Source organism: Allorhizobium borbori (assembly GCF_014196535.1).
Classification (GTDB): domain Bacteria; phylum Pseudomonadota; class Alphaproteobacteria; order Rhizobiales; family Rhizobiaceae; genus Ectorhizobium; species Ectorhizobium borbori.
Genome location: NZ_JACIDU010000019.1, coordinates 31,891 through 50,885, shown reverse-complemented (window position 1 = coordinate 50,885; position 18,995 = coordinate 31,891). Strand labels below are relative to the sequence as shown.

The following is an 18,995-nucleotide window of genomic DNA, read 5'->3' as shown; positions in this document are numbered from 1 at the left end:
AAGGGCCGCCTGAGCAATCAGGCGGCCTTTGCGTCTTTCAGGATCATGTCTGCGGCCTTTTCGGCGATCATGAACACGGCGGCCTGGGTATTGCCGGAGACGATGGTCGGCATGATCGAGGCATCGGCGATGCGCAGGCCTGCCAGCCCGTGCACCCGCAATTGCGGATCCACGACCGCATCCCTGTCGCTGCCCATGCGGCAGGTGCCACAGATGTGGTAGATCGTCTGGCCATCACGGCGGGCGAAATCGAGCCAGTCGGCATCGGAGCGGCAATCCGAACCGGGGTTCATCTCCACCTCGCGGAACGCATCCATCGGCGCCTGTTCCACGATATGCCGGGCGATCTTCATGCCTTCCACCATCGCGCGTCGGTCCTCTTCTTCCGCCAGAAAATTCGGACGGATGGATGGCCCCGCGAACGGATCCGGTGATTTGGCGTGGATCGAGCCGCGCGAATGCGGCCGCATCTGCGAAACGCCAATCGTCATGCCCGGCCGGGTGTCGAGAATCCGTTCGGCGGCATTGGCGTAGCTTGCGTGCATGAAGAAGAATTGCACATCCGGACCTTCCAGTCCGGGGCGGGTGTGCACGAAACCATGCACCAGTCCGGTGCCGAGCGTGAGGATGCCCTTGCGGGTCAGGCCGTATTGCGCCACCGCCTTCACGAGCGCGAGGCCGCGGGTCTGCTCGTTCAGCGTCACCGGCTGTTTCACCCGCCAGTTCATGCGCGTGCAGAAGTGGTCGATGTAGTTTTCACCGACCTGCCGCCGCTCATGCCTGACAGGAATGCCAAGCCCTTGCAGGCGGTTGGGATCGCCGACGCCCGACAGTTCGAGAAGCTGCGGTGTCTGGGCCGCTCCCGCCGTCAGCACCACCTCTGCCCTTGCCCGGTAGCGGCGGTCGGTGCCTTTGATGCGTGCCGTGACACCGATGGCGCGCTTGCCTTCGAAATCGATACGCAGCACATGCGCGCCCGTGATGACATTGAGGTTCGGGCGGTTTCGTACCGGCTTCAGATAGGTTTCTGCCGCATCGGCGCGGCGACCGTTCCGCTGGTTGACCTGATAATAGCCGAAACCGTCCTGACGCTCGCCATTGTAATCCGGGTTGCGGGCGTGGCCGGCAGATTGTGCCGCCGCAATGAAGGCTTCCCCGATCACCGGTCGTTCCGAAACGGTGGTGATCGGCAGGGGACCGCCACGCGCACGCATCGGACTTTCCGGGCCGTCATAATCCTCGACCCTGCGGAAATAGGGCAGCACGTCATCAAAGCTCCAGCCGGTGCAGCCACGCTGCGCCCAGCCATTATAGTCCTGCGGCTGGCCGCGTACATAGATCATGCCGTTGATGAGCGTCGAGCCGCCGAGCCCCTTGCCACGGGGCACCGCGATAATACGGTTATTGGTGGCGGCCTCGGGTTCCGTCTGGAAGCGCCAGTTATAGACCGGGTTTACCAGCAGCTTCGAAAAGCCGGCGGGAATGCCGATCCACGGGCTCTTTGCCTCGCCACCGGCTTCAAGAAGCAGCACGCGGTGGCGGCCGTCTTCCGTCAGGCGGTTGGCCAGCACACAGCCGGCATTGCCGCCACCAACGATGATGTAATCATATGCTTCGAGTTCTGTCGCCATGGGATTGTTATTGTGGCAGGATGTTGAAATGCCGGATCATCAGTTCGATCTGGCATTCGAGCATGGGTTTGCCAAGCTGAATGCGGCAGCCCCTGGCTTGTGCGGCGCGCAGCAGCGGCGTCATTTCAGGCTGCATGATGGCGTCACCGACGACCTGGTCCGCATGCAGTTGGTCGAAATCGACCGGCGGTGCATCCGTTTCCTTCATGCCGAGCGAGGTGCCGTTGGCGACGAGCTCGTGATCGGCGACCGTCGTGGCATCGGTGGAAATTGTGATCGCCGGATAGACGGCGCGGATGCGCGCACTGAGTTCCTGGGCCTTGGCTTCAGTGCGGTTGGCGATGGTCAGACGGGTGACGCCGGCCTTGGCGAGCGCAAAGGCAATGGCCGAAGCGGCACCGCCGGCACCGGCCACGAAGGCGCTCTTGCCCTGCGGGTCGAAGCCGGTCACGGTTTTCAACGCCTCGACAAAGCCGGTGCCGTCCAGCATTGCGCCGACCATTCGGCCATCCGGATCGCGGCGGATGCAATTGACCGCGCCGATGTGGCGGGCCTCTCCCGTCACTTCGTCGCACAAATTGATGATCTCCGGCTTGTGCGGAACGGTGGCGATGAGGCCGCCGAAATTCTCCATGCTCGCAAGGCCTGCCACGACGGCGGCCAGCCCCTCAGGCTTGACGTGGATGGGGATCAGCACGGCGTCGATGCCAAGGCGGGCGAAATTCGCGTTCATCACCTGTGGCGTCTTCACATGGTAGATCGGGTCGGCGACGATGCCAAAGATGCGGGTATTGCCCGTGATCTGGCGTTCGGATGGATTGGTCATGTCATTCTCCAGGGTGTGCGGGCTGTTGGGAGCAGCCCGTTTCAGGTCATATAAAGGCCACCGGCGACGTCGATGGTCTGGCCGGTGACGAAGCTCGATTCCGGTGAGGTGAGCCAGACGGCGACATCCGCCACTTCCCCCGGCTGGCCAAGCCGGCCCATCGGCGTCAGCCGCACCTGCTCCTCGTTCACGGTGCCGGCAACGCCGCGCACCATCGGCGTTTCGATGCGACCCGGCGCCAGTGCATTGACGCGGATATCGTGAGGCCCAAGTTCGGCTGCGAGGTGCTTGGTGAAGCCGATCAGGGCCGATTTCGTCGCGGCATAATGGCAGGCGACCACCGGTGAATAGGTCTTGCCGGCGACGGACGAGAGGTTGACGATCCAGCCGCGCCCGGCCTCCCGCATGGAAGGGGTGAGCGCGCGAATGGTGTTGAACGCGCCGGTGAGGTTGACCGCCACGACGCGGTCCCACTCGGCGGGGTCCATTTCCCATACCTTGTGGGCGACGCCATCATGCTTGGGGGAAATGCCGGCATTGTTGACGACCGTGTCGAAGGCTCCACCCATGAGAATTGCCGCTTCGGCCAGAGCCTTTTCCACGCTGGGATAATCTGCGACATCGAGCATCAGCGGCACGCCCTTGCCGTGGCCGGAAGCTGCAATGAGCGCCACGGTTTCGGCAATGTCGGTCTCGTTCATGTCGGCAACGCCGACGGCTGCGCCGCGCGCTGCAAAGCCGAGCGCAATGGCCCGGCCTATGCCGCGCCCGGCTCCGGTTACGAGGACACGGCGGCCGGCGTGGCTTTGGCGGTAAACGAATTCGGCGGCATTCTCTTCCTGTTTCGGCATGTCAGATTCCCAGATAGGCCTGTCTTACGTGATCGTTGCTCAGCAGCGCCTCGGCATCGTCGGTCAGAACGATCTCTCCGTTTTCCAGCACATAGCCGCGGTCGGCAGCCTTCAGCGTGTGGAACACGTTCTGTTCGACGATGAGCACAGTCGCGCCGGTTTTCACGATGGTGTCGATCACCTCGAACACCTGCTGCACGATGATCGGCGCAAGGCCGAGCGAGGGCTCGTCGAACATCAGCAATTTCGGTTTCGCCATCATGCCGCGCGCAATCGCCACCATCTGCTGCTCGCCGCCGGAAAGGGAGCCGGCGTTCTGGGCCAGACGCTCCTTCACGCGCGGAAAAAGGGAGAGGACATAATCCAGCGTGTCGTGCTGGGCGGCACGGGCCGCCTTGCGGTAGGAGCCCATCAGCAGGTTTTCGAGCACCGTCATGTCGGAGAAGAGCTGTCGTCCTTCGGGGATGAGGGTCACGCCGAGTTCGACCGTCTCATGCGCGGAAAGCTTCGTGATGTCCTCGCCTTCGAAAGTGATCTTGCCCGAGGATGGCCGGATCAGTCCGGCGATGGTGCGCAGCGTCGTTGTCTTGCCCGCGCCGTTTGCGCCAACAATGGTCACCACCTCGCCGGCGGTGACATGGAGAGAAACGTCCTGGAGGATAGTGGTCGCGCCGTAGCCGGCATGGATGTTCTCAAGCGTGAGCATGGGTGAATTCCTTTCCGAGATAGGCCTCGATCACGGTGGGATCGCGCACCACATCCTGCGGCTTGCCTTCGGCGATGATCTGGCCGGAGTTCAGCACGATCACCCGGTCAGAGAGCGACATGACCGCCTGCATGACGTGTTCGATGGCGATGATCGATACGCCCGTGTCGCGGATCGACAGCATCAGGTCGATGGCGCGGCGTACATCGGTCTGGTTAATACCGGCCATCACTTCGTCCAGCAGCAGGATGCGGGGCTGCATGGCCATGACGCGGGCGACTTCCAGCCGCTTCAGGCCGCCGATGGTCAGTCCTCTTGCTTCGGCGTTCAGCCATGGGCCGAGACCCATGCGGTGCGCTGTTTCGCGGGCGGCTTCGCGGGCATCGCCGACATCGTGGAAGCGATGGAAGGCGCCGACCATGATGTTTTCCTCCACCGTCATGGCTGCGAAGGGCTGAACGATCTGGAAGGTGCGGCCGACACCGATGGCGGCGAAATCACCCGGGGTCGTCGGCGAGACGAAGTTCCCGGCGGCGTCGCGCACCTTCACGCCGCCACTGTCCGGCGTCAGGAAGCCGGAGAGCATGTTGAAGACCGTGGTCTTGCCAGCGCCGTTCGGGCCGATCAGGGCGAGGATCTCGCCCTCCTTCAGGCTGAAACTCACATCGTTGGTGACATGCAGGCCGCCGAAATGCTTGTCCAGATGGTCGGCAACCATGATTTCATGACCGATGGCGGGCCGTTCCGAAGCACGCGGCGTCGCGGCAACGGAGGCCGCCTGAACGCCGCGTTCCGGCTCGGCCTTGCCGAACATGCGTTTCATCGCGCCCATCAGCCCGTTCGGCATGAAGAGAACCACGAGCACGAGCACGATGCCATAGACGAAGCCGTGCAGGCCGAGCGCATGAGCGCCGAGCCAGCCGCGCGCCAGTTCGGAAACCGGCACGAGGAAGACCGCGCCGATCAGCGGGCCGAACACCGTTCCGATGCCGCCGATAAGCGCAAACATGGCGATTTGGATCGATGTCGTCAGCGAGAACATCGCCGCAGGCTCGATGAAGGTCAGGTACATGGCATGGAAGGTGCCGAACATGGCGCAGAGCGCTGCCGACACCGATACCGCGATGAGCCGCACCTTGACGGTGGAGACGCCCGCCGCCTGGGCCGCGCTTTCACGCTCGCGGGTCGCGACGAGATAAAAGCCGAGGCGGTGAGAGCGGATCCACCAGGCAGCGGCGAGCGACACCAGCATCATGCCATAGACGATGACAAGAGCGGGCAGGCGCTCCCGGAATACCATCCATTCCCAGCCGAGTTTCAGCGGGATCATCAGACCGGTGGCGCCGCCGGTCAAACCGGAGAAATGCAGCGCCAGAACGCGGAACACTTCCAGAAAGGCGATGGTGGCGAGCGCGAAGAACGGTCCCTTGAGGCGGAAACACGGATAGGAGATGACGATGGCGGCAACAACGGCGACCGCTGCCCCGGCGAACATGCCGATCCAGGGTGAAATGCCCATGTTCATCAGGATGATGCCGGCATAGGCACCGATGCCGTAGAAGATGGCATGGCCGAGCGAGAGCTGGCCGGCAAAGCCGCCGACGATGTTCCACGCGGTCGAAAGACCGGCGAACAGGCAGATGGTGATGAAGACGTGATAGACGAACTGATCACCGATGGCGACCGGAACGAGGAATATCGCGGCCAGGAACAGGACAAGCGCGATCAGGTTGCGGCGAGGCCGGCCGGCGGCTGGCTTGTCGGCGGCCGGGGCGGCGAGGCTTGCGGCGGTGGTATCTGTCATGGGCTTCCTCATGGCGATACGTGAGAGAGGTTGAGGCTTTTGCCGAAAAGGCCGGACGGCTTCAGGATGAGGATCAGCAGGAACACGCCGAAGACGGCGACTTCTCTGAGATCGGATCCGATGTAGAAACCGGAGAAACTGTCGATCAGCCCGATGACCATGGCACCGACAAAGGCACCACCGATGGAGCCGAGGCCCCCCAGCACCACGACCACGAAGGCCGTCAGCACGAAGTAGGTGCCGATGTTCGGAGAGGTCGGATAAAGGGGCGCAATCAGCGTAGCGGCGAGACCGACGCAGGCCGCACCGATGCCGAAGGTCAGCACGTAGATGCGGTTGACGTTGATGCCCATGAGCTGGGCGGCGGCACGGTTCTGGGCGACGGCGCGGATCGCGCGTCCTGTCTGCGTCTTTTGCAGGAAGAGACGCAGGCCGATGACGAGCGCAATTGCGGCAATCAGAATGAACAACTGTCCGGACAGGACGCGCACGGGGCCGATTTCGACCGGCGTGCGCAATCCGCCCGAGGGCGTATTGGCGATATCCGCGCCGAAGATGAGCAGCGCGAGATTGATCAGCGCCGTTGACAGGCCGACGGTGGCGAAAATCTGGATATGGTCGTCGCGGGCGCTCATCAGCGGCTGGATGATGAAGCGCTGCGTGGCCGCACCTGCGAGGAACAGCAGCGGTGCGACGATGACGATTGTATAGAGCGGGTGAATGCCGAGCCAGCCGGTCACCACGAAGGTCAGGTACATCCCGATCATCAGGAATTCGCCATGGGCGAAGTTGACGACCTTGACGATGCCGAAGATCAGGGTCAGGCCTATGCTGACAATGGCGAACAGCGCGCCGAGCATCAGACCGTTGGCAAGCACTTGCAGAAAAGTTTCCATCACGCCTCGCAGCCGGTTCCAGCGAAGGAAATGTCCTTCGCAAGGGTTGGAGATGATCGACCGGGCGGCGCGGGGTGAGGCCGCCCGGTCGCGGGCCTTACTTGCCGATCTTCATCGGTGCCGTAGCGGCCTCATCCGGGTAAACGGCGACGAGCTTGCCGCCCTGCCACTGCATGCCCATCATCTTGGCGCGATCGTTCTGGTTGTTCGCGCCGAACTTGATGCCATAGCCCGTTGCGGTCGTGCCGTCGGCAATGTCGATCGCCTTCGCTGCCTCGACGATGGTGTCGGGTTCGAAACCCTTGGCCTTGTCGAGCGCCTCGAGGATGGCCTTCGAGCCCATGTAGTTGGTCAGCGAGTGACCGGAGCGGGGGGAAATGCCATACTTTTTCTTGTAGGCCTCCACAAAGCCTTCAAGGCCGGGCGTCGCCTTGGTGTTGACGAGATACTGGGTGAAATCGACGTCGAGCACGCCCTCGATCTTGTCGTGGCCCACGGCGTCCGCCGTCGGCTGGGTGGAGTAACCGCCGCCGCCGCCGATCACTGCACCGGGCTTGAAGCCCTGTTCGCCAGCCTGCTGGAGAAAGAGAACTGCATCGTTCTGGTAGGCCGTCTGGAGCACCACATCTACGCCCGCCTGCTTGAGTTCGAGCACCAGCGATGACATGTCGACCGTGTTCGACGGATAGCCGGAGGAAACGACGACGTTCAGTCCCGCTTTCTTGGCGAATTCCTTCTGGTGGTTCGAAACCGAGGTGCCGTAGCTCGAATCCTCATAGATGATGCCGACCTTCAGGTCTTCCGGCTTCTTGCCGAGTGCCGGCGCAACCTTCTTCACCGTCATGTCGATGATCATCTCGCCCATGTGCAGGGCGTAGGGATTGGTGCGGAAGAGATATTTCAGCCCGCGGCCCGTCACTTCGTCGGCCACCGCGCCGAGTTCGAAATAGGGAATGCCGGAAAGCTCGGCCACCTGGCTTGCGGCAATCGAGCGGGCGGAGGAATAGGAACCGAAGATCGCGGCGACCTTTTCGAGCGAGATCAGCCGGCGGGCCTCGCCGATGGCCTGATTGTTGTCCACGGCGTCACCGCGCACCAGAACGATCTTCTCGCCCTGGATGCCGCCCTTGGCGTTCAGTTCATCGACGGCGATTTCCAGACCGCGCGCGCTTTCCTCCCCAAGAAGCGCAAGCTGGCCGCTGAACGGATAGAGCGAGCCGATCTTGACATCGGCATGGGCGGCGCCAGCCGTCAGAAACACGGCGGCGGTGGTAGCTTTCAGCAAAGACGACAGTTTCATGTTTTCCTCCCTTGGAACGGTCGCAAGCGTTGAAATGGTCAGTAGTCGAGAGCCTCCCTGCCCTCGAAAGAGGTGATCGGCGGATGGGCCCGCTCGTCGGTGACGACATCGAGAACGGTCACGGCATCCGACGCGAGTGCCGCCTTCAGCGCCGGCAGAAAATCGGCCGGATTTTCGATCCGCACGCCCGCGCAGCCTGTTGCCCGCGCAATCGCGGCATGATCCACCGGTTCGAAATGGCAGACATCGGTGAACCCGCCGAACAAGCTGAGTTCGGCATGTTTCTGGTAGCCGAGGATCTGGTTGTTGAGCACGATGACGACGACCGGCAGCTTCATGCGCCGCGCCGTTTCCAGCTCGCCCCAGACATGGCCGAAACCGCCGTCGCCCGTCAGGCAGACGACCGGTGCGTCAGGCCGCGCCACCTTCGCACCGAGCGCAAACGGCAGGCCCCAACCGAGACCGGCAAGCCCGCGCGGGGTGAGAAAGCGTTGCCCCGCCTTGCGGGCGGTCAGCCCGTTTGCGATCCAGATCGAGGAATAGCTGGCGTCGGCGACGGTGATCGTTTCCGGCGCCAGAACCAAGTCGAGGTCGGCCATCAGGCGCTCGGGGCGGATCGGCTTGGCGTCCATATCGACCAGCCGGCGCAGGTCTTCGGCATGGGCCGCACGGGCGGCGGCGATCTTCTCTTCCAGTTGCGGCCTGCGGGCGGCGAGACCGGAAAGATCGCCGGTCTTCAGCGCCGCCACGAGCGCGGTCAACGTCAGTTTGGCATCGCCCGCAAGCCGCAAGGCCTCGAAATTGCGGCCGATCTCGTTGCCGTCGATATCGAGGTGGATATAGCGGGCGTCCTTTGGATAGAGCGACCAGCTATCGGTGCCGTTCTGGTTCGTGCGATTGCCGACGAGGAACACCACATCCGCATCCGTCACGAGATCGCGCAGATGCGAGGCGCGCGCGCCCGGCGCCATGAAATAACCGGCGATGCCGACCGAAAGCGGATGCGTTTCATCAGTTGCACCCTTGCCCATGACGGTTGTCGCAACGGGCAGGCCGAGGTCTTGAAGTGCGGCAAGTTCGCGCCATGCCTGCGAAGAATGAATGCCGCCGCCGGCAATCACGATGGGGCGGGCGGAAGCGGCCAGCAGGTCGGCCGCTTCGGCGATACGGGACGGATCTGCCGAGACACGATCGAGTGGAAAGGTGCCGAGCGTGGCGTTTCGGTGTGGCGCGGCGGGGTCGAAACCGGGGTGTTCGTCCAGCACGTCGAGCGGTACGAGCAGAACGGCAGGGCCGGCGCGGCCCGTTGCCGCTGCCGTGAACGCCATGTCCACATAATCGTCGATGCGAGCGGCGTCGGCGACACGGCGCACCCACTTCGCCACGCCCTGAAACAGCGCGAAATGATCAAGTTCCTGGAAGGCGTTCTTGTCCGTGAAGCGGCGGGAGACATCCTGCACGATGGCAACCACCGGGATCGAGGCCTTCAGCGCTTCGGCAAGGCCGGGTACCAGCAGCGTGGCCGCCGGGCCGTTCTGGGCCGTCACCACGGCCACCTTGCCCGAAATGCGGGCGAAGGCGTCGGCCATGGCCGCGCCGGCGTTTTCCGTGCGGTAGCCGATCTGGCGGATACCGTAGTCGGGTGCGGCAAGGAAGAGCGCGGAGGGAATGGACTGGCCGAAGATTTCCTTGACGCCGTGGCGCTGAAGGGCGGCGGCCAGACGATGCGCGCCCGTGGCGTTCGCAGCGGGAATACGGGAGATCGTGTTCATGCTGTCGGCTCCATCACGAGGACGATCTTGCCGACATGCGCACCGGCATCCATGCGGGCGTGGGCATCGCGCACCTTCTCGAACGGGAATGTGGAATCGATCGGTGGCCGCGCAATACCGGCCGCCAGCAGCGGCAAAACACGCTCTTCCAGTGCCTGCGCCAGCTTCGCTTTCATGGCGAGCGGTCGCGCGCGCAGCGTCGAGCCGGTGAAGGTGACGCGCTTCATCAGAAGCGGCAGGAAATCCACCTCCGCTTTCGATCCCTGCTGGAAGGCAATCTGGGCGATGCGACCGTCGACGGCGACAGCTTCGATATTGCGGGCGATGTAGTCGCCGCCGACCATGTCGAGGATTACGTCCGGGCCGCGTCCGTCCGTCAGGTCACGGGCGGCGGTCACGAAATCCTGCGTGCGGTAGTTGATGGCGGCGTCGGCCCCGAGCGCGAGGCTTGCCGCGCATTTTTCGTCCGAACCGGCGGTGACGATGACTCTCGAGCCGAGCGCCTTGGCGAGCAGCGTCGCCGTCGCCCCGATGCCCGAGGTGCCACCGTGGACGAGCAGCGTTTCGCCCGGTTTCAACCCGGCGCGCTCGAAAACGTTGCTCCAGACCGTGAAATAAGTCTCGGCAAAGGCACCGGCCTCGATCATTGACATGCCATCGGGAACGGGCAGGGCGGAAGCCTCCTGCACCACGGCCCATTCGGCATAGGCACCGGAATGAACGAGCGCCATCAGCCGGTCGCCCGGTTTGAAGCGGGTGACGCCGGGACCGACCGCGACCACCATGCCTGCGAGTTCCAGTCCCAGCACGTCGGATGCGCCGGGCGGGGGCGGATAATTGCCCTGCCGCTGCATCACGTCCGGCCGGTTGATACCGGCGGCGCCAACGCGCACCAGAAGTTCTCCGTCGCCGGGAACAGGGCGCGGCCGTTCGATGATTTCGAGCACATCCGGGCCACCGGGGCGGGCCGCAATGACGGCGCGGGTCGTTTCGGTCATTGGTCTTCCTCCTGTGGGGGTATCAGCATCACCTTGACGGCCTGCCGGGCGCGGGCGAGCGCAAAGGCTTCCGCTGCTTCGGCAAGCGGTTTGCGGTGGGTAATCATGCGGGCAAGGCTGTCTGCGTTGCCCGAGAGCAGGCTGATCGCTTCCTCAAAGGCAGCGTGCGTCGTATCGTGGGCGGCGCGAAGCTGCTTCTTTTCGCGGATGAAGCGGGTCAGGTCGAGTTCGAGCGGTTTCGTGTGGATGCCCGCGGCGGTGAGGATGCCGCCCGGCCGCAACACGGTCAGCCCATCGGTGATGCTGTCGACAATCCCGGTCGCCTCGATCACGCGGTCTGCCTTGTCGCCGAAAGCGGCTTTCACCGCATTATCGAGCGATGTCGTTGCGATGTCGACGGCGCCGGCAATGCCCATATCGCGGGCGATGGTCAGGCGGGCGGTATCATTCAAACCGGCTATCAGCACCTGCGCACCCCGCCGGGCTGCCACCAAGGCGGCACCAAGGCCGATGGGTCCGGGGCCGAGCACGACGACCCGGTCCCCCTCGCCGATATCGGCCACATCGACGGCATTGACGGCGATCGAAAGCGGCTCGGCAAGCGCCGCGGTTTCGAGATCGAGGCCGTCCGGAACGCGAAAACAGTTGCGGGCGGGCACTTCCACGCAACGGGCAAAGCCACCGTTGCGGTGCAGTCCGATGACCTTGCGTTCGGGGCAGTGCTGCAGGCGTCCGGCCATGCATGCCGTGCAGCGGGTGCAGGCAATCGTCGGCCAGCAGACGACACGCTCACCCGGCATTCTCTCGGTCACGGCAGTGCCGACACTGCGCACGATGCCGGAAAACTCGTGGCCGATCGTCAGCGGAAGATGTGCGGCCATGAATTCATAGCCGGGCGTCCACTCATAGGCATGGACGTCGCTGCCGCAAATGCCGGTGGCGACTACCTCGATGATGACGCTATCCGCCGATGGCACGGCTGGCGCGGCCATGCGAACCAGTTCCGCACCGAACGCGGCGGCGGTTTTTCGCAGCGCAATCATGCTGCGCCTCCTCCCTGTTGATCCCGATCGCCCAGGCCTCCCCGCCTGTTGCCCGGCTGCAATTTATGCTTCGCAGTCGGTGGAAATCGTGATATGTAATTTGTTATAACAAACAGTCGAGAGGTTGCCGATGTCAAGGCCCCCCCAGCAAAATGAAGCAGGTTTGCCGGAAAATGCGGATTGGGTACGCCCGATTCTGAAGGAAAACCTCAGCGAACGGGCCTATCTTGATTTGCGGGGAGCTTTGATGCGTGGCCAGTTGCGCCCCGGGGAACGCCTGCGCCTGCGGCCTATGTCGGCCCGGTTCGGCATCAGCGCCACACCGATGCGCGAGGCGCTGTTGCGGTTGGTCAGCGAGAAAGCGCTGATGCTCGATCAGCGTGGCACGGCGGTCGTTCCCTCATTGACGCTCGCGCAGCTTCTGGAAATCCGCACCATCCGCATGGATCTTGAAGGCCGGGCTGCTGCGCTTGCTGCGAAACGCGCCAGCAGGGAAGAAATCGATGCGTTGGAGGCTATTCAGGAGGAAATCGCCGACTGTCACCGCAAGAGTGATTTCGTTCACGCCGTTGATCTCAATACGGAATTTCATCTCGCCCTGTGCGGTATCGCAGGGTCGCCGATCCTTTATGACATTGTGGAAAGTCTATGGGTGCGTTGCGGGCCGATTATCTCGCATCTCTACGATGGCGGTCTGCCGGATTGGGACCCGCATCCGCATGTTCTGGTCATTCAGGCATTGCGTGCCCGTGATGACGAGGCCGCGGCTGCGGCCATCGCACGCGATATCGAGCATGGCGGCAAAGGTCTGCTGATCCACGCCCAGCATTTCGGCGGGGAAATTTGACGGTTGACCCCGGTCATTGAGCGGTGCTGCCTTTAAGCACCGTTATTGCCGGGGTGGCGTGTTGACCCTTGCTTTGGCGCAAGGGGCTGTCGTTTTGCGCAAAATCTCATCGGCTTTCTGAGACTCGCGGCCGTTTGCCGCCACCCCGTCTGCTGCTTTTAGCATAAGAGCGGGTATCAGATCTTGGGGCGCATGTGCGCTTCTTGCTACTTCCATTTATTGCCTTGCCCTGTGATCGTCCCTTTCCGCGCGCTCTGGCGCCTGCGGAGCAAGTTGGTGTGGCGCAGGGACGGCTACTTCACCGGCTGGCAGCAAATCTCCTCTGGACGATCATAAAATGGATGTGTATTCAATAATGAAATGACATTCACATTTTATGGAGGAGGAAATGATGAATCTGGAACTGAACGGCGCTTCGCGCCTGTGCTTTGTGATCGGTGATCCGATTGCCCAGGTGAAGTCCCCAGCCGGCGTCAGTGAAATGCTGCAGGCGCGCGGGCTGAACGCGCTGTGCATTCCGGGTCATGTTGCGCCGGAGGATCTGGAGACATGCTGGTCCGGTCTGAAGGCCCTCCAGAATCTCGACGGTGTCATCATCACCGTGCCGCACAAGATTGCAGCCGTCACCATGGCCGATCGGCTTTCCGAGCGCGCCGCCTTTCTCGGCGCCGTCAATACGCTGCGGCGCACGCCGACAGGCTGGGAGGGCGACATGTTCGACGGTCTGGGTCATGTTTCGGCGCTCAAGAAAGCCGGCTGTGTGCTGGACGGCAAGCGGGCGATCCTCGCCGGTGCCGGTGGTGCAGGCAGTGCGATTGCGCATGCGCTGGTTCTTGCCGGCGTCTCCGAGCTTGCGATCCATGAAATGGACGAAGCACGCCGCAATGCGCTGATCGGGCGGCTTGCGTCGCTGGGCAAGGCAAGGGTCTATGCCGGCAGTGCCGATCCGACCGGCTTTGACGTGGTGGTGAATGCCACTCCTGCCGGCATGCGCGAGGGCGACGCCCTGCCTTTCGATGGCGACAAGCTGACCGCTAACATGTTTATCGGTGAAGTCATTACCCAGCCGGCGGTTTCCCCGCTTGTGGCGCGTGCCCGCGAAATCGGCTGCGGCGCTATTACCGGCGTCGATATGTTCGTCGAAGTTCGCGATCTCATGGTCGACTATCTCTGCGCGAAGTGAGGCCGGTCATGACAAGACAGTTTTCTCTCGCCTTTTTGACTGTTGCCGATCTTGCGCCGGCTGAAGCCATCCGCGTCGCGGCGGAAACCGGCTATACCAGTGTCGGCCTTAGGTTGCTGCCAGCCGCTGCAAGCGGTGAAGGCCCTTATCCGATCCTTACCGACAAGGCGGTGCTGGCCGACGCGCAGGCGGCACTCGCGGAGACCGGTATCAGTGTGGGCGATGTCGAGATTGTGCGTCTCAAGCCCGAGACCCGGCCGGGCGATTTCAAGCCCTTTCTCGAGTGCGCACAGGCGCTGGGCGCTTCAAAAATCCTCGTGGCCGGAGACGATACCGACCACAGCCGGCTGACCCAGACCTTCGCGGCCTTTGCAGAACTGGCGGCAGGCTACGGATTGACCTCCGATCTCGAATTCATGCCCTGGACCGGCGTGCGTAACGCGGCGCAGGCGCTCGCGATTGTCGAGGCGGCCGGCCAGCCCTCCGGCGGCGTTCTGGCGGACGCGCTGCATTGGGACAGAACCGGCCGCGACCCGGATGATCTGAAACGTATTGCGCATGAGCGTATCCACTATTTCCAGATCTGCGATGCACCGGCCGAGTACGATCCGAGCGATGCCGGACTGATTGCGATTGCCCGTGGCGGACGTCTTCTGCCGGGCGAGGGCGGTATTGACCTCCACTCCTTCGTTCGTGCCCTGCCGGACGATGTTCCGGTGAGTGTCGAGATTGCTTCGGCCGATCTCATGCGACGTCTGACGCCCCGCGAACGCGCCGTTCAGGCTCTGGCTGCCGCACGTCACGTCATTGAGACGTTATAAATGGAATGAAATTATTATTTTGAATAATATTCCATTTTATGTATAAAGGTGATGGAGAACGGTAAGGGTTGGCCCTGGAGGAGGGTTCCTTTCCGGCAGAATGACGGACCTGCCCGGTTTTGTGCGCCGGGCCGGTTCGTGCTCCCAGAGGAGGCGGATGAGCATGACGGATGCGGATCACGCGGGGGCGAGCGCCCGCGCGGAGTGTGATGTGCTGGTGATTGGTTCGGGTGCCGGCGGCCTTTCCGCCGCGGTCGCCGCTGCCCATCGTGGCCTTGATGTCATCGTTGCGGAAAAGGCGGATGTCTTCGGCGGAACCAGTGCCTATTCGGGCGGATGGCTCTGGGTGCCGAATGCTCCGCACGCTGTTGCCGCCGGAAAGGGTGAGGGGGCGGAGGCGCCAAGAACCTATCTGCGCGCCGTGCTCGGCAATCATTACGACGAGACGATGATCGACGCTTATCTCGATGCGGCGCCGAAAATGCTGGAATTCTTCGAAAAGAACACGGAAGTGCATTTTACGCCCGGCAGCGGCGTGCCGGATTTCCATGGCAACCTGCCGGGTGCGGCGACCGGCTGGCGCTCGGTGGTGGCTACGCCCTATGACGGCCGGGAGCTTGGATCGTTGATTGCCAGCCTGCGCTCACCGATCCCCGAAACCACTTTTCTCGGCATGGGCATCGCATCCGGTGTCGATATGCGCATGTTCCTGACGGCGCTGCGCTCTGCAAAGGCGTTTACCTATGTAACGCGTCGTGTGCTGATCCATCTGCGCGATCTGGCTGTTCATCGCCGGGCCATGCAGCTCGTCAATGGCAACGCCCTGATTGCCCGGCTCCTGCGCTCGGCAGCCGACCGGGGCGTTGCGCTGTGGTCGAGCGCGCCGGCCCGTGAACTGATCCGTGACGGGCGCCGCGTTACCGGCGCCGTGCTGGAAACCCGGTCCGGTCGCGTCAGCGTCATCGCCCGGCGTGGCGTTGTGCTGGCGGCTGGCGGTTTTCCGCATGACCCGAAACGCCTGAACGATCTTTTGCCGCATGTGCAGGCGGGTACCGCGCATAGCTCTGCGGCTCCAGAGACCAATAGTGGCGATGGTTTGCGGCTTGCGGAAAGCGCGGGCGCGCGGGTTTCTTCCACGCTCGCCCATGCCGCCGCCTATGCACCGGTTTCGCTCGTGCCGCGTGCGGATGGCAGTGTCGGGCGTTTTCCCCATCTGGTGGAACGCGGCAAACCGGGCATCATCGCCGTGACGGCGGCTGGCAAGCGCTTTGTCGATGAGGGCGGCCCCTATCATGACTATGTCCGCGAAATGATCGCGGCCACGCAGCCCGGTCAGCCGGCCGTTTCCTGGTTGATCTGCGACCGCCGGTTCCTGCGGCGCTACGGCCTCGGCGCGGTCAAGCCTGCGCCGGTGCCGATCGGCGCCTTTCTCCGTAACGGCTATCTGATCGAGGCATCGAGCATCGAGGCTCTGGCGCAACGTTGTGGCATCGACCCCGTCGGCTTGAAGCAGACGGTTGAAACGTTCAACAGACATGCCGCACGCGGCGAAGACCCCGCGTTCCATCGTGGCGTCACACCTTACCAGCGGGTTCAGGGTGATCCGGACCACAGGCCCAACCCCTGCCTCGCGCCCATAGAGACCGGACCGTTCTACGCGGTGAAGGTGGTGCCGGGCAGCCTTGGCACCTTTGCCGGCATCGAGGCGGATGAGAAGGCGCGTGTGCTCGACGGCTCGGGCGTGCCGATCCCCGGCCTCTTCGCCGCCGGCAACGACATGAACAGCATCATGGGCGGGCATTATCCGAGCGGCGGTATCACGCTCGGCCCTGCCATGACCTTCGGATTTATTGCCGCCGAAACCATCGCAGGAGGCGATGAGGCGGAAGATGAACGCTACGGGAGGAAAGAGAATGCCGGGTGAAAGAAAGGCTGAGACGATGGAAGAGGTCGACCTTCTTGTCTGCGGCGCGGGCGCCGGTGGCATGACGGCAGCGCTGGTTGCAGCGCTTGAAGGGTTGAACGTCGTTCTCGCCGAAAAGACCGCACAGGTGGGAGGGACGACATCGACGTCCGGCGGCACCACCTGGGTGCCGGGAACACATCTTTCCGAACAGGCTGGCGTGCCGGACAAGGTGGAAGACGCGCGCGCCTTTCTGGAATCCGTGGTCGCCAATCGCGGCGGCGCGCGTCTTCGGGAAGCGTTTCTGGCATCGGGCCGCGCAGCCATCGAGGAACTGGACCGCAAGACGGATGTCAAGTTCGTCGCTGCTGCCGCGCATCCTGATTATCTTGACGGGCCGGGGGCCGCCTATGGCGGTCGCGCGCTCGGCCCGGTCATGTTCGATGGCAAGCTGCTCGGGCGCGAGGATTTTGACCGTGTGCGCCCGCCGCGCCGTGAATTCATGGGCCTTGGCGGCATGATGGTGGGGCGCAACGAACTCGGCGCGCTGCTTTCGCCCTTTGCCTCGCTTGCCAATTTGCGCAGCACGCTTGGCATTGTCGGGGGGTATGTGCTGGATAGGGTGAGCTACAAACGCGGCACGCGGCTGCTGATGGGCAATGCGCTGGTGGCCCGGCTTCTCTATAGCCTGCGCAAGGCGAAGGTGCCGGTTCTCTTCGAATCCGGCGTCAGGGAGTTGATGATCGAAGATGGTCGCGTCGTTGGCGCGGTGCTGGAAGGACCGACGGGCACCCGCCGCATCCGCGCTCGCAAGGGCGTCGTGCTGGCCACCGGCGGCATCTGCTGGAACCGCAAGATTCGCGAACGGCTCTTCCCGGCGGGCACCCGTGATTATGCGCTGGGTCCGCAGACGAATACCGGCGACGGCGCCGATGTGGCCATGGCCGTCGGCGCACGTTTCGACGATGGCGGCGACAGCCCGGCCTTGTGGATGCCGTGCTCTTCCTACACGCGCCCGGACGGTTCGCTGGCGGTGTGGCCGCATATCATTCTCGACCGCGCCAAGCCGGGCCTGTTCGCTGTGGATGCGAAGGGAAAGCGTTTCGTCAACGAGGCCAATTCCTACCACGATTTCGCCATGGGTCAGATCGCCACCGGCGCGATCCCCGCGCATCTCGTCTGCGATGCAGCGTTCATGCGCCGCTATGGCATGGGCATGATCCTGCCAGGCGCTGGCAATCTCGCGGCGATGCTGAAGGCCGGTTATGTCATCGAGGCGAAGACGCTCGCCGAGCTTGCGGGCAGGCTCGGCTGCGATGCGAAGGTGCTGGCAGAGACGGTCGAGGCCTATAACCGTTCGGCCTCAACGGGTGTCGATGAGGCCTTCGGGCGAGGCTCCAGCGTCGTGAACCGTTTCAACGGCGATGCGGAGGCCGGTGGTTCCAACCCCTGCCTCGGCCCGGTCGGTGCCGGTCCCTATTACGCGATGGCGGTGCGCCCCGCCGATCTCGCCTCCAGCGCCGGGCTTGCCGGCGACGAATTCGGCCGGGTGCTGAACGAGGAAGGCGAGCCGATTGCCGGCCTCTATGCTTGTGGCAACGACCTCGCCTCGATCTTCCGTGGCACCTATCCCGGACCGGGCACCACCATCGGCCCGGCCATGGTCTTCGGCTGGCGTGTAGCCAAGCACGCCGCCGGTAAACTCACGGATCAGCCGGAGACGGTTTCCGGCGTAATGACGGATGAAAGGACGAAAAATGCAACGCTATGAAATCGCGACACTTTCTACGACAATGGGAGCGGCCGCCAAGGCGGCGCCCGCCATCGAAGCGTTTGCTTCCGAAGGCAAGGGCAAGCTCCTCGGCATCTTCTATGCCGATATCGGCACGTTGAACCGCGTGCTGGTGTTCCGCGGTTTCGACACCGTGGCCGACTATGACAGCGAACGCGACCGCACGCTGCGCGCCGCCAATCCTTTTGGCTCTTCGGAATGGCTGACGGGTCTGGAACTCGAAGGTTATGCACCGTTTCCGTTCCTGCCGCCGGTCGAAACCGGCAGCTTCGGCCCGGCTTATGAATTCCGCACCTATGTGCTGAAGACCGGCGGTCTGGAGCCGACGATCAAGGCTTGGGAAGCGGCGGTTCCCGCGCGCACCGAACTTTCGAAGCTCACCATCTGCATGTACGGTATCGACGGCAAGCCGCGCATGACGCATATCTGGCCTTTCTCATCCGTCAACGAACGCGGTCAGATCCGTGCGGATTCCGTGGCGCAGGGCGTGTGGCCGCCGAAGGGTGGGCCGGACTGGCTGACAACCGACATGCGCTCGACCATTGCTTTCCCGACGGCGAACTCGCCGCTGAAGTGAGCGTCAGCCAGTGAAATGAAAAGGCCCGCATCCCCACGGTGCGGG

The 18,995-nt window shown here is 63.4% G+C and carries 16 protein-coding genes; 6 read left to right on the top strand and 10 right to left on the bottom strand.

Annotated elements, in window-relative coordinates; genetic code table 11:
* Positions 1–17 precede the first annotated feature (17 nt).
* The 10 genes from GGQ66_RS19285 to GGQ66_RS19240 all read right to left on the bottom strand — a co-directional run bounded on the left by GGQ66_RS19285 (position 18) and on the right by GGQ66_RS19240 (position 11,827).
* Entirely contained in the window at positions 18–1,631 is a 1,614-nt protein-coding gene (locus GGQ66_RS19285) for a GMC family oxidoreductase (RefSeq protein WP_183794696.1), read from the bottom strand.
* A 7-nt stretch (positions 1,632–1,638) separates the two neighbouring features.
* A complete protein-coding gene (locus GGQ66_RS19280; RefSeq protein ID WP_183794695.1) occupies positions 1,639–2,457 on the bottom strand; it encodes a shikimate dehydrogenase family protein in 819 nt (272 codons plus the stop codon).
* A gap of 41 nt (positions 2,458–2,498) precedes the next feature.
* On the bottom strand, positions 2,499–3,308 hold the full coding sequence (gene fabG / locus GGQ66_RS19275) for a 3-oxoacyl-ACP reductase FabG (RefSeq protein WP_183794694.1): 810 nt from the start codon (positions 3,306–3,308) through the stop codon (positions 2,499–2,501).
* Position 3,309: 1 nt separating this feature from the next.
* A complete protein-coding gene (locus tag GGQ66_RS19270; protein WP_183794692.1) occupies positions 3,310–4,014 on the bottom strand; it encodes an ABC transporter ATP-binding protein in 705 nt (234 codons plus the stop codon).
* Positions 4,001–5,818 carry a branched-chain amino acid ABC transporter ATP-binding protein/permease gene (locus tag GGQ66_RS19265; RefSeq protein WP_183794690.1) on the bottom strand — a complete coding sequence of 606 codons (1,818 nt, stop codon included), beginning with the start codon at positions 5,816–5,818 and terminating at the stop codon, positions 4,001–4,003. Before GGQ66_RS19265 ends, GGQ66_RS19270 begins: the two co-directional genes overlap by 14 nt.
* Before the next feature lie 8 nt (positions 5,819–5,826).
* A complete protein-coding gene (locus GGQ66_RS19260; protein ID WP_183794688.1) occupies positions 5,827–6,714 on the bottom strand; it encodes a branched-chain amino acid ABC transporter permease in 888 nt (295 codons plus the stop codon).
* Between the two features lie 97 nt (positions 6,715–6,811).
* Entirely contained in the window at positions 6,812–8,014 is a 1,203-nt protein-coding gene (locus GGQ66_RS19255) for an ABC transporter substrate-binding protein (protein ID WP_183794686.1), read from the bottom strand.
* Positions 8,015–8,052: 38 nt separating this feature from the next.
* A complete protein-coding gene (locus GGQ66_RS19250) occupies positions 8,053–9,786 on the bottom strand; it encodes an acetolactate synthase catalytic subunit (protein ID WP_183794684.1) in 1,734 nt (577 codons plus the stop codon).
* On the bottom strand, positions 9,783–10,784 hold the full coding sequence (locus GGQ66_RS19245) for an NAD(P)H-quinone oxidoreductase (protein WP_183794682.1): 1,002 nt from the start codon (positions 10,782–10,784) through the stop codon (positions 9,783–9,785). Before GGQ66_RS19245 ends, GGQ66_RS19250 begins: the two co-directional genes overlap by 4 nt.
* Entirely contained in the window at positions 10,781–11,827 is a 1,047-nt protein-coding gene (locus tag GGQ66_RS19240; protein ID WP_183794679.1) for a zinc-dependent alcohol dehydrogenase, read from the bottom strand. The genes GGQ66_RS19245 and GGQ66_RS19240 overlap by 4 nt, the downstream gene beginning before the upstream one ends.
* Positions 11,828–11,957: 130 nt before the next feature.
* Between GGQ66_RS19240 and GGQ66_RS19235 the strand changes: the two genes are divergently transcribed.
* The 6 genes from GGQ66_RS19235 to GGQ66_RS19210 all read left to right on the top strand — a co-directional run bounded on the left by GGQ66_RS19235 (position 11,958) and on the right by GGQ66_RS19210 (position 18,950).
* Positions 11,958–12,674: a GntR family transcriptional regulator gene (locus tag GGQ66_RS19235; RefSeq protein WP_183794677.1), complete on the top strand. Its 717-nt coding sequence runs from the start codon at positions 11,958–11,960 to the stop codon at positions 12,672–12,674.
* A 388-nt stretch (positions 12,675–13,062) separates the two neighbouring features.
* The gene (locus GGQ66_RS19230; protein ID WP_306414084.1) at positions 13,063–13,857 is read left to right on the top strand and encodes a shikimate dehydrogenase family protein; all 795 of its coding nucleotides are present in this window, start codon (positions 13,063–13,065) and stop codon (positions 13,855–13,857) included.
* An 8-nt stretch (positions 13,858–13,865) separates the two neighbouring features.
* Positions 13,866–14,678, top strand: coding sequence for a sugar phosphate isomerase/epimerase family protein (locus GGQ66_RS19225; protein WP_183794675.1), 813 nt, complete (start codon positions 13,866–13,868; stop codon positions 14,676–14,678).
* Between the two features lie 163 nt (positions 14,679–14,841).
* Positions 14,842–16,602, top strand: a complete 1,761-nt coding sequence (locus GGQ66_RS19220; RefSeq protein ID WP_183794673.1) for an FAD-dependent oxidoreductase — start codon at positions 14,842–14,844, stop codon at positions 16,600–16,602.
* Complete coding sequence (locus GGQ66_RS19215) at positions 16,592–18,352, top strand: FAD-dependent oxidoreductase (RefSeq protein ID WP_210287338.1); 1,761 nt, start codon at positions 16,592–16,594, stop codon at positions 18,350–18,352. The genes GGQ66_RS19220 and GGQ66_RS19215 overlap by 11 nt, the downstream gene beginning before the upstream one ends.
* The gene (locus GGQ66_RS19210; RefSeq protein WP_183794671.1) at positions 18,339–18,950 is read left to right on the top strand and encodes an NIPSNAP family protein; all 612 of its coding nucleotides are present in this window, start codon (positions 18,339–18,341) and stop codon (positions 18,948–18,950) included. Before GGQ66_RS19215 ends, GGQ66_RS19210 begins: the two co-directional genes overlap by 14 nt.
* Positions 18,951–18,995: the final 45 nt, after the last annotated feature.

Excerpts from the sequence above, each read along its gene's own strand:
- GGQ66_RS19245 (WP_183794682.1), bottom strand. The coding sequence starts at position 10,784 with ATGACCGAAACGACCCGCGCCGTCATTGCGGCCCGCCCCGGTGGCCCG.
- GGQ66_RS19235 (WP_183794677.1), top strand. The coding sequence starts at position 11,958 with ATGTCAAGGCCCCCCCAGCAAAATGAAGCAGGTTTGCCGGAAAATGCG.
- fabG (WP_183794694.1), bottom strand. The coding sequence starts at position 3,308 with ATGCCGAAACAGGAAGAGAATGCCGCCGAATTCGTTTACCGCCAAAGC.
- GGQ66_RS19225 (WP_183794675.1), top strand. The coding sequence starts at position 13,866 with ATGACAAGACAGTTTTCTCTCGCCTTTTTGACTGTTGCCGATCTTGCG.
- GGQ66_RS19265 (WP_183794690.1), bottom strand. The coding sequence starts at position 5,818 with ATGACAGATACCACCGCCGCAAGCCTCGCCGCCCCGGCCGCCGACAAG.
- GGQ66_RS19230 (WP_306414084.1), top strand. The coding sequence starts at position 13,063 with ATGATGAATCTGGAACTGAACGGCGCTTCGCGCCTGTGCTTTGTGATC.
- GGQ66_RS19240 (WP_183794679.1), bottom strand. The coding sequence starts at position 11,827 with ATGATTGCGCTGCGAAAAACCGCCGCCGCGTTCGGTGCGGAACTGGTT.
- GGQ66_RS19215 (WP_210287338.1), top strand. The coding sequence starts at position 16,592 with ATGCCGGGTGAAAGAAAGGCTGAGACGATGGAAGAGGTCGACCTTCTT.
- GGQ66_RS19270 (WP_183794692.1), bottom strand. The coding sequence starts at position 4,014 with ATGCTCACGCTTGAGAACATCCATGCCGGCTACGGCGCGACCACTATC.
- GGQ66_RS19210 (WP_183794671.1), top strand. The coding sequence starts at position 18,339 with ATGCAACGCTATGAAATCGCGACACTTTCTACGACAATGGGAGCGGCC.
- GGQ66_RS19285 (WP_183794696.1), bottom strand. The coding sequence starts at position 1,631 with ATGGCGACAGAACTCGAAGCATATGATTACATCATCGTTGGTGGCGGC.
- GGQ66_RS19220 (WP_183794673.1), top strand. The coding sequence starts at position 14,842 with ATGACGGATGCGGATCACGCGGGGGCGAGCGCCCGCGCGGAGTGTGAT.
- GGQ66_RS19255 (WP_183794686.1), bottom strand. The coding sequence starts at position 8,014 with ATGAAACTGTCGTCTTTGCTGAAAGCTACCACCGCCGCCGTGTTTCTG.
- GGQ66_RS19280 (WP_183794695.1), bottom strand. The coding sequence starts at position 2,457 with ATGACCAATCCATCCGAACGCCAGATCACGGGCAATACCCGCATCTTT.
- GGQ66_RS19250 (WP_183794684.1), bottom strand. The coding sequence starts at position 9,786 with ATGAACACGATCTCCCGTATTCCCGCTGCGAACGCCACGGGCGCGCAT.
- GGQ66_RS19260 (WP_183794688.1), bottom strand. The coding sequence starts at position 6,714 with ATGGAAACTTTTCTGCAAGTGCTTGCCAACGGTCTGATGCTCGGCGCG.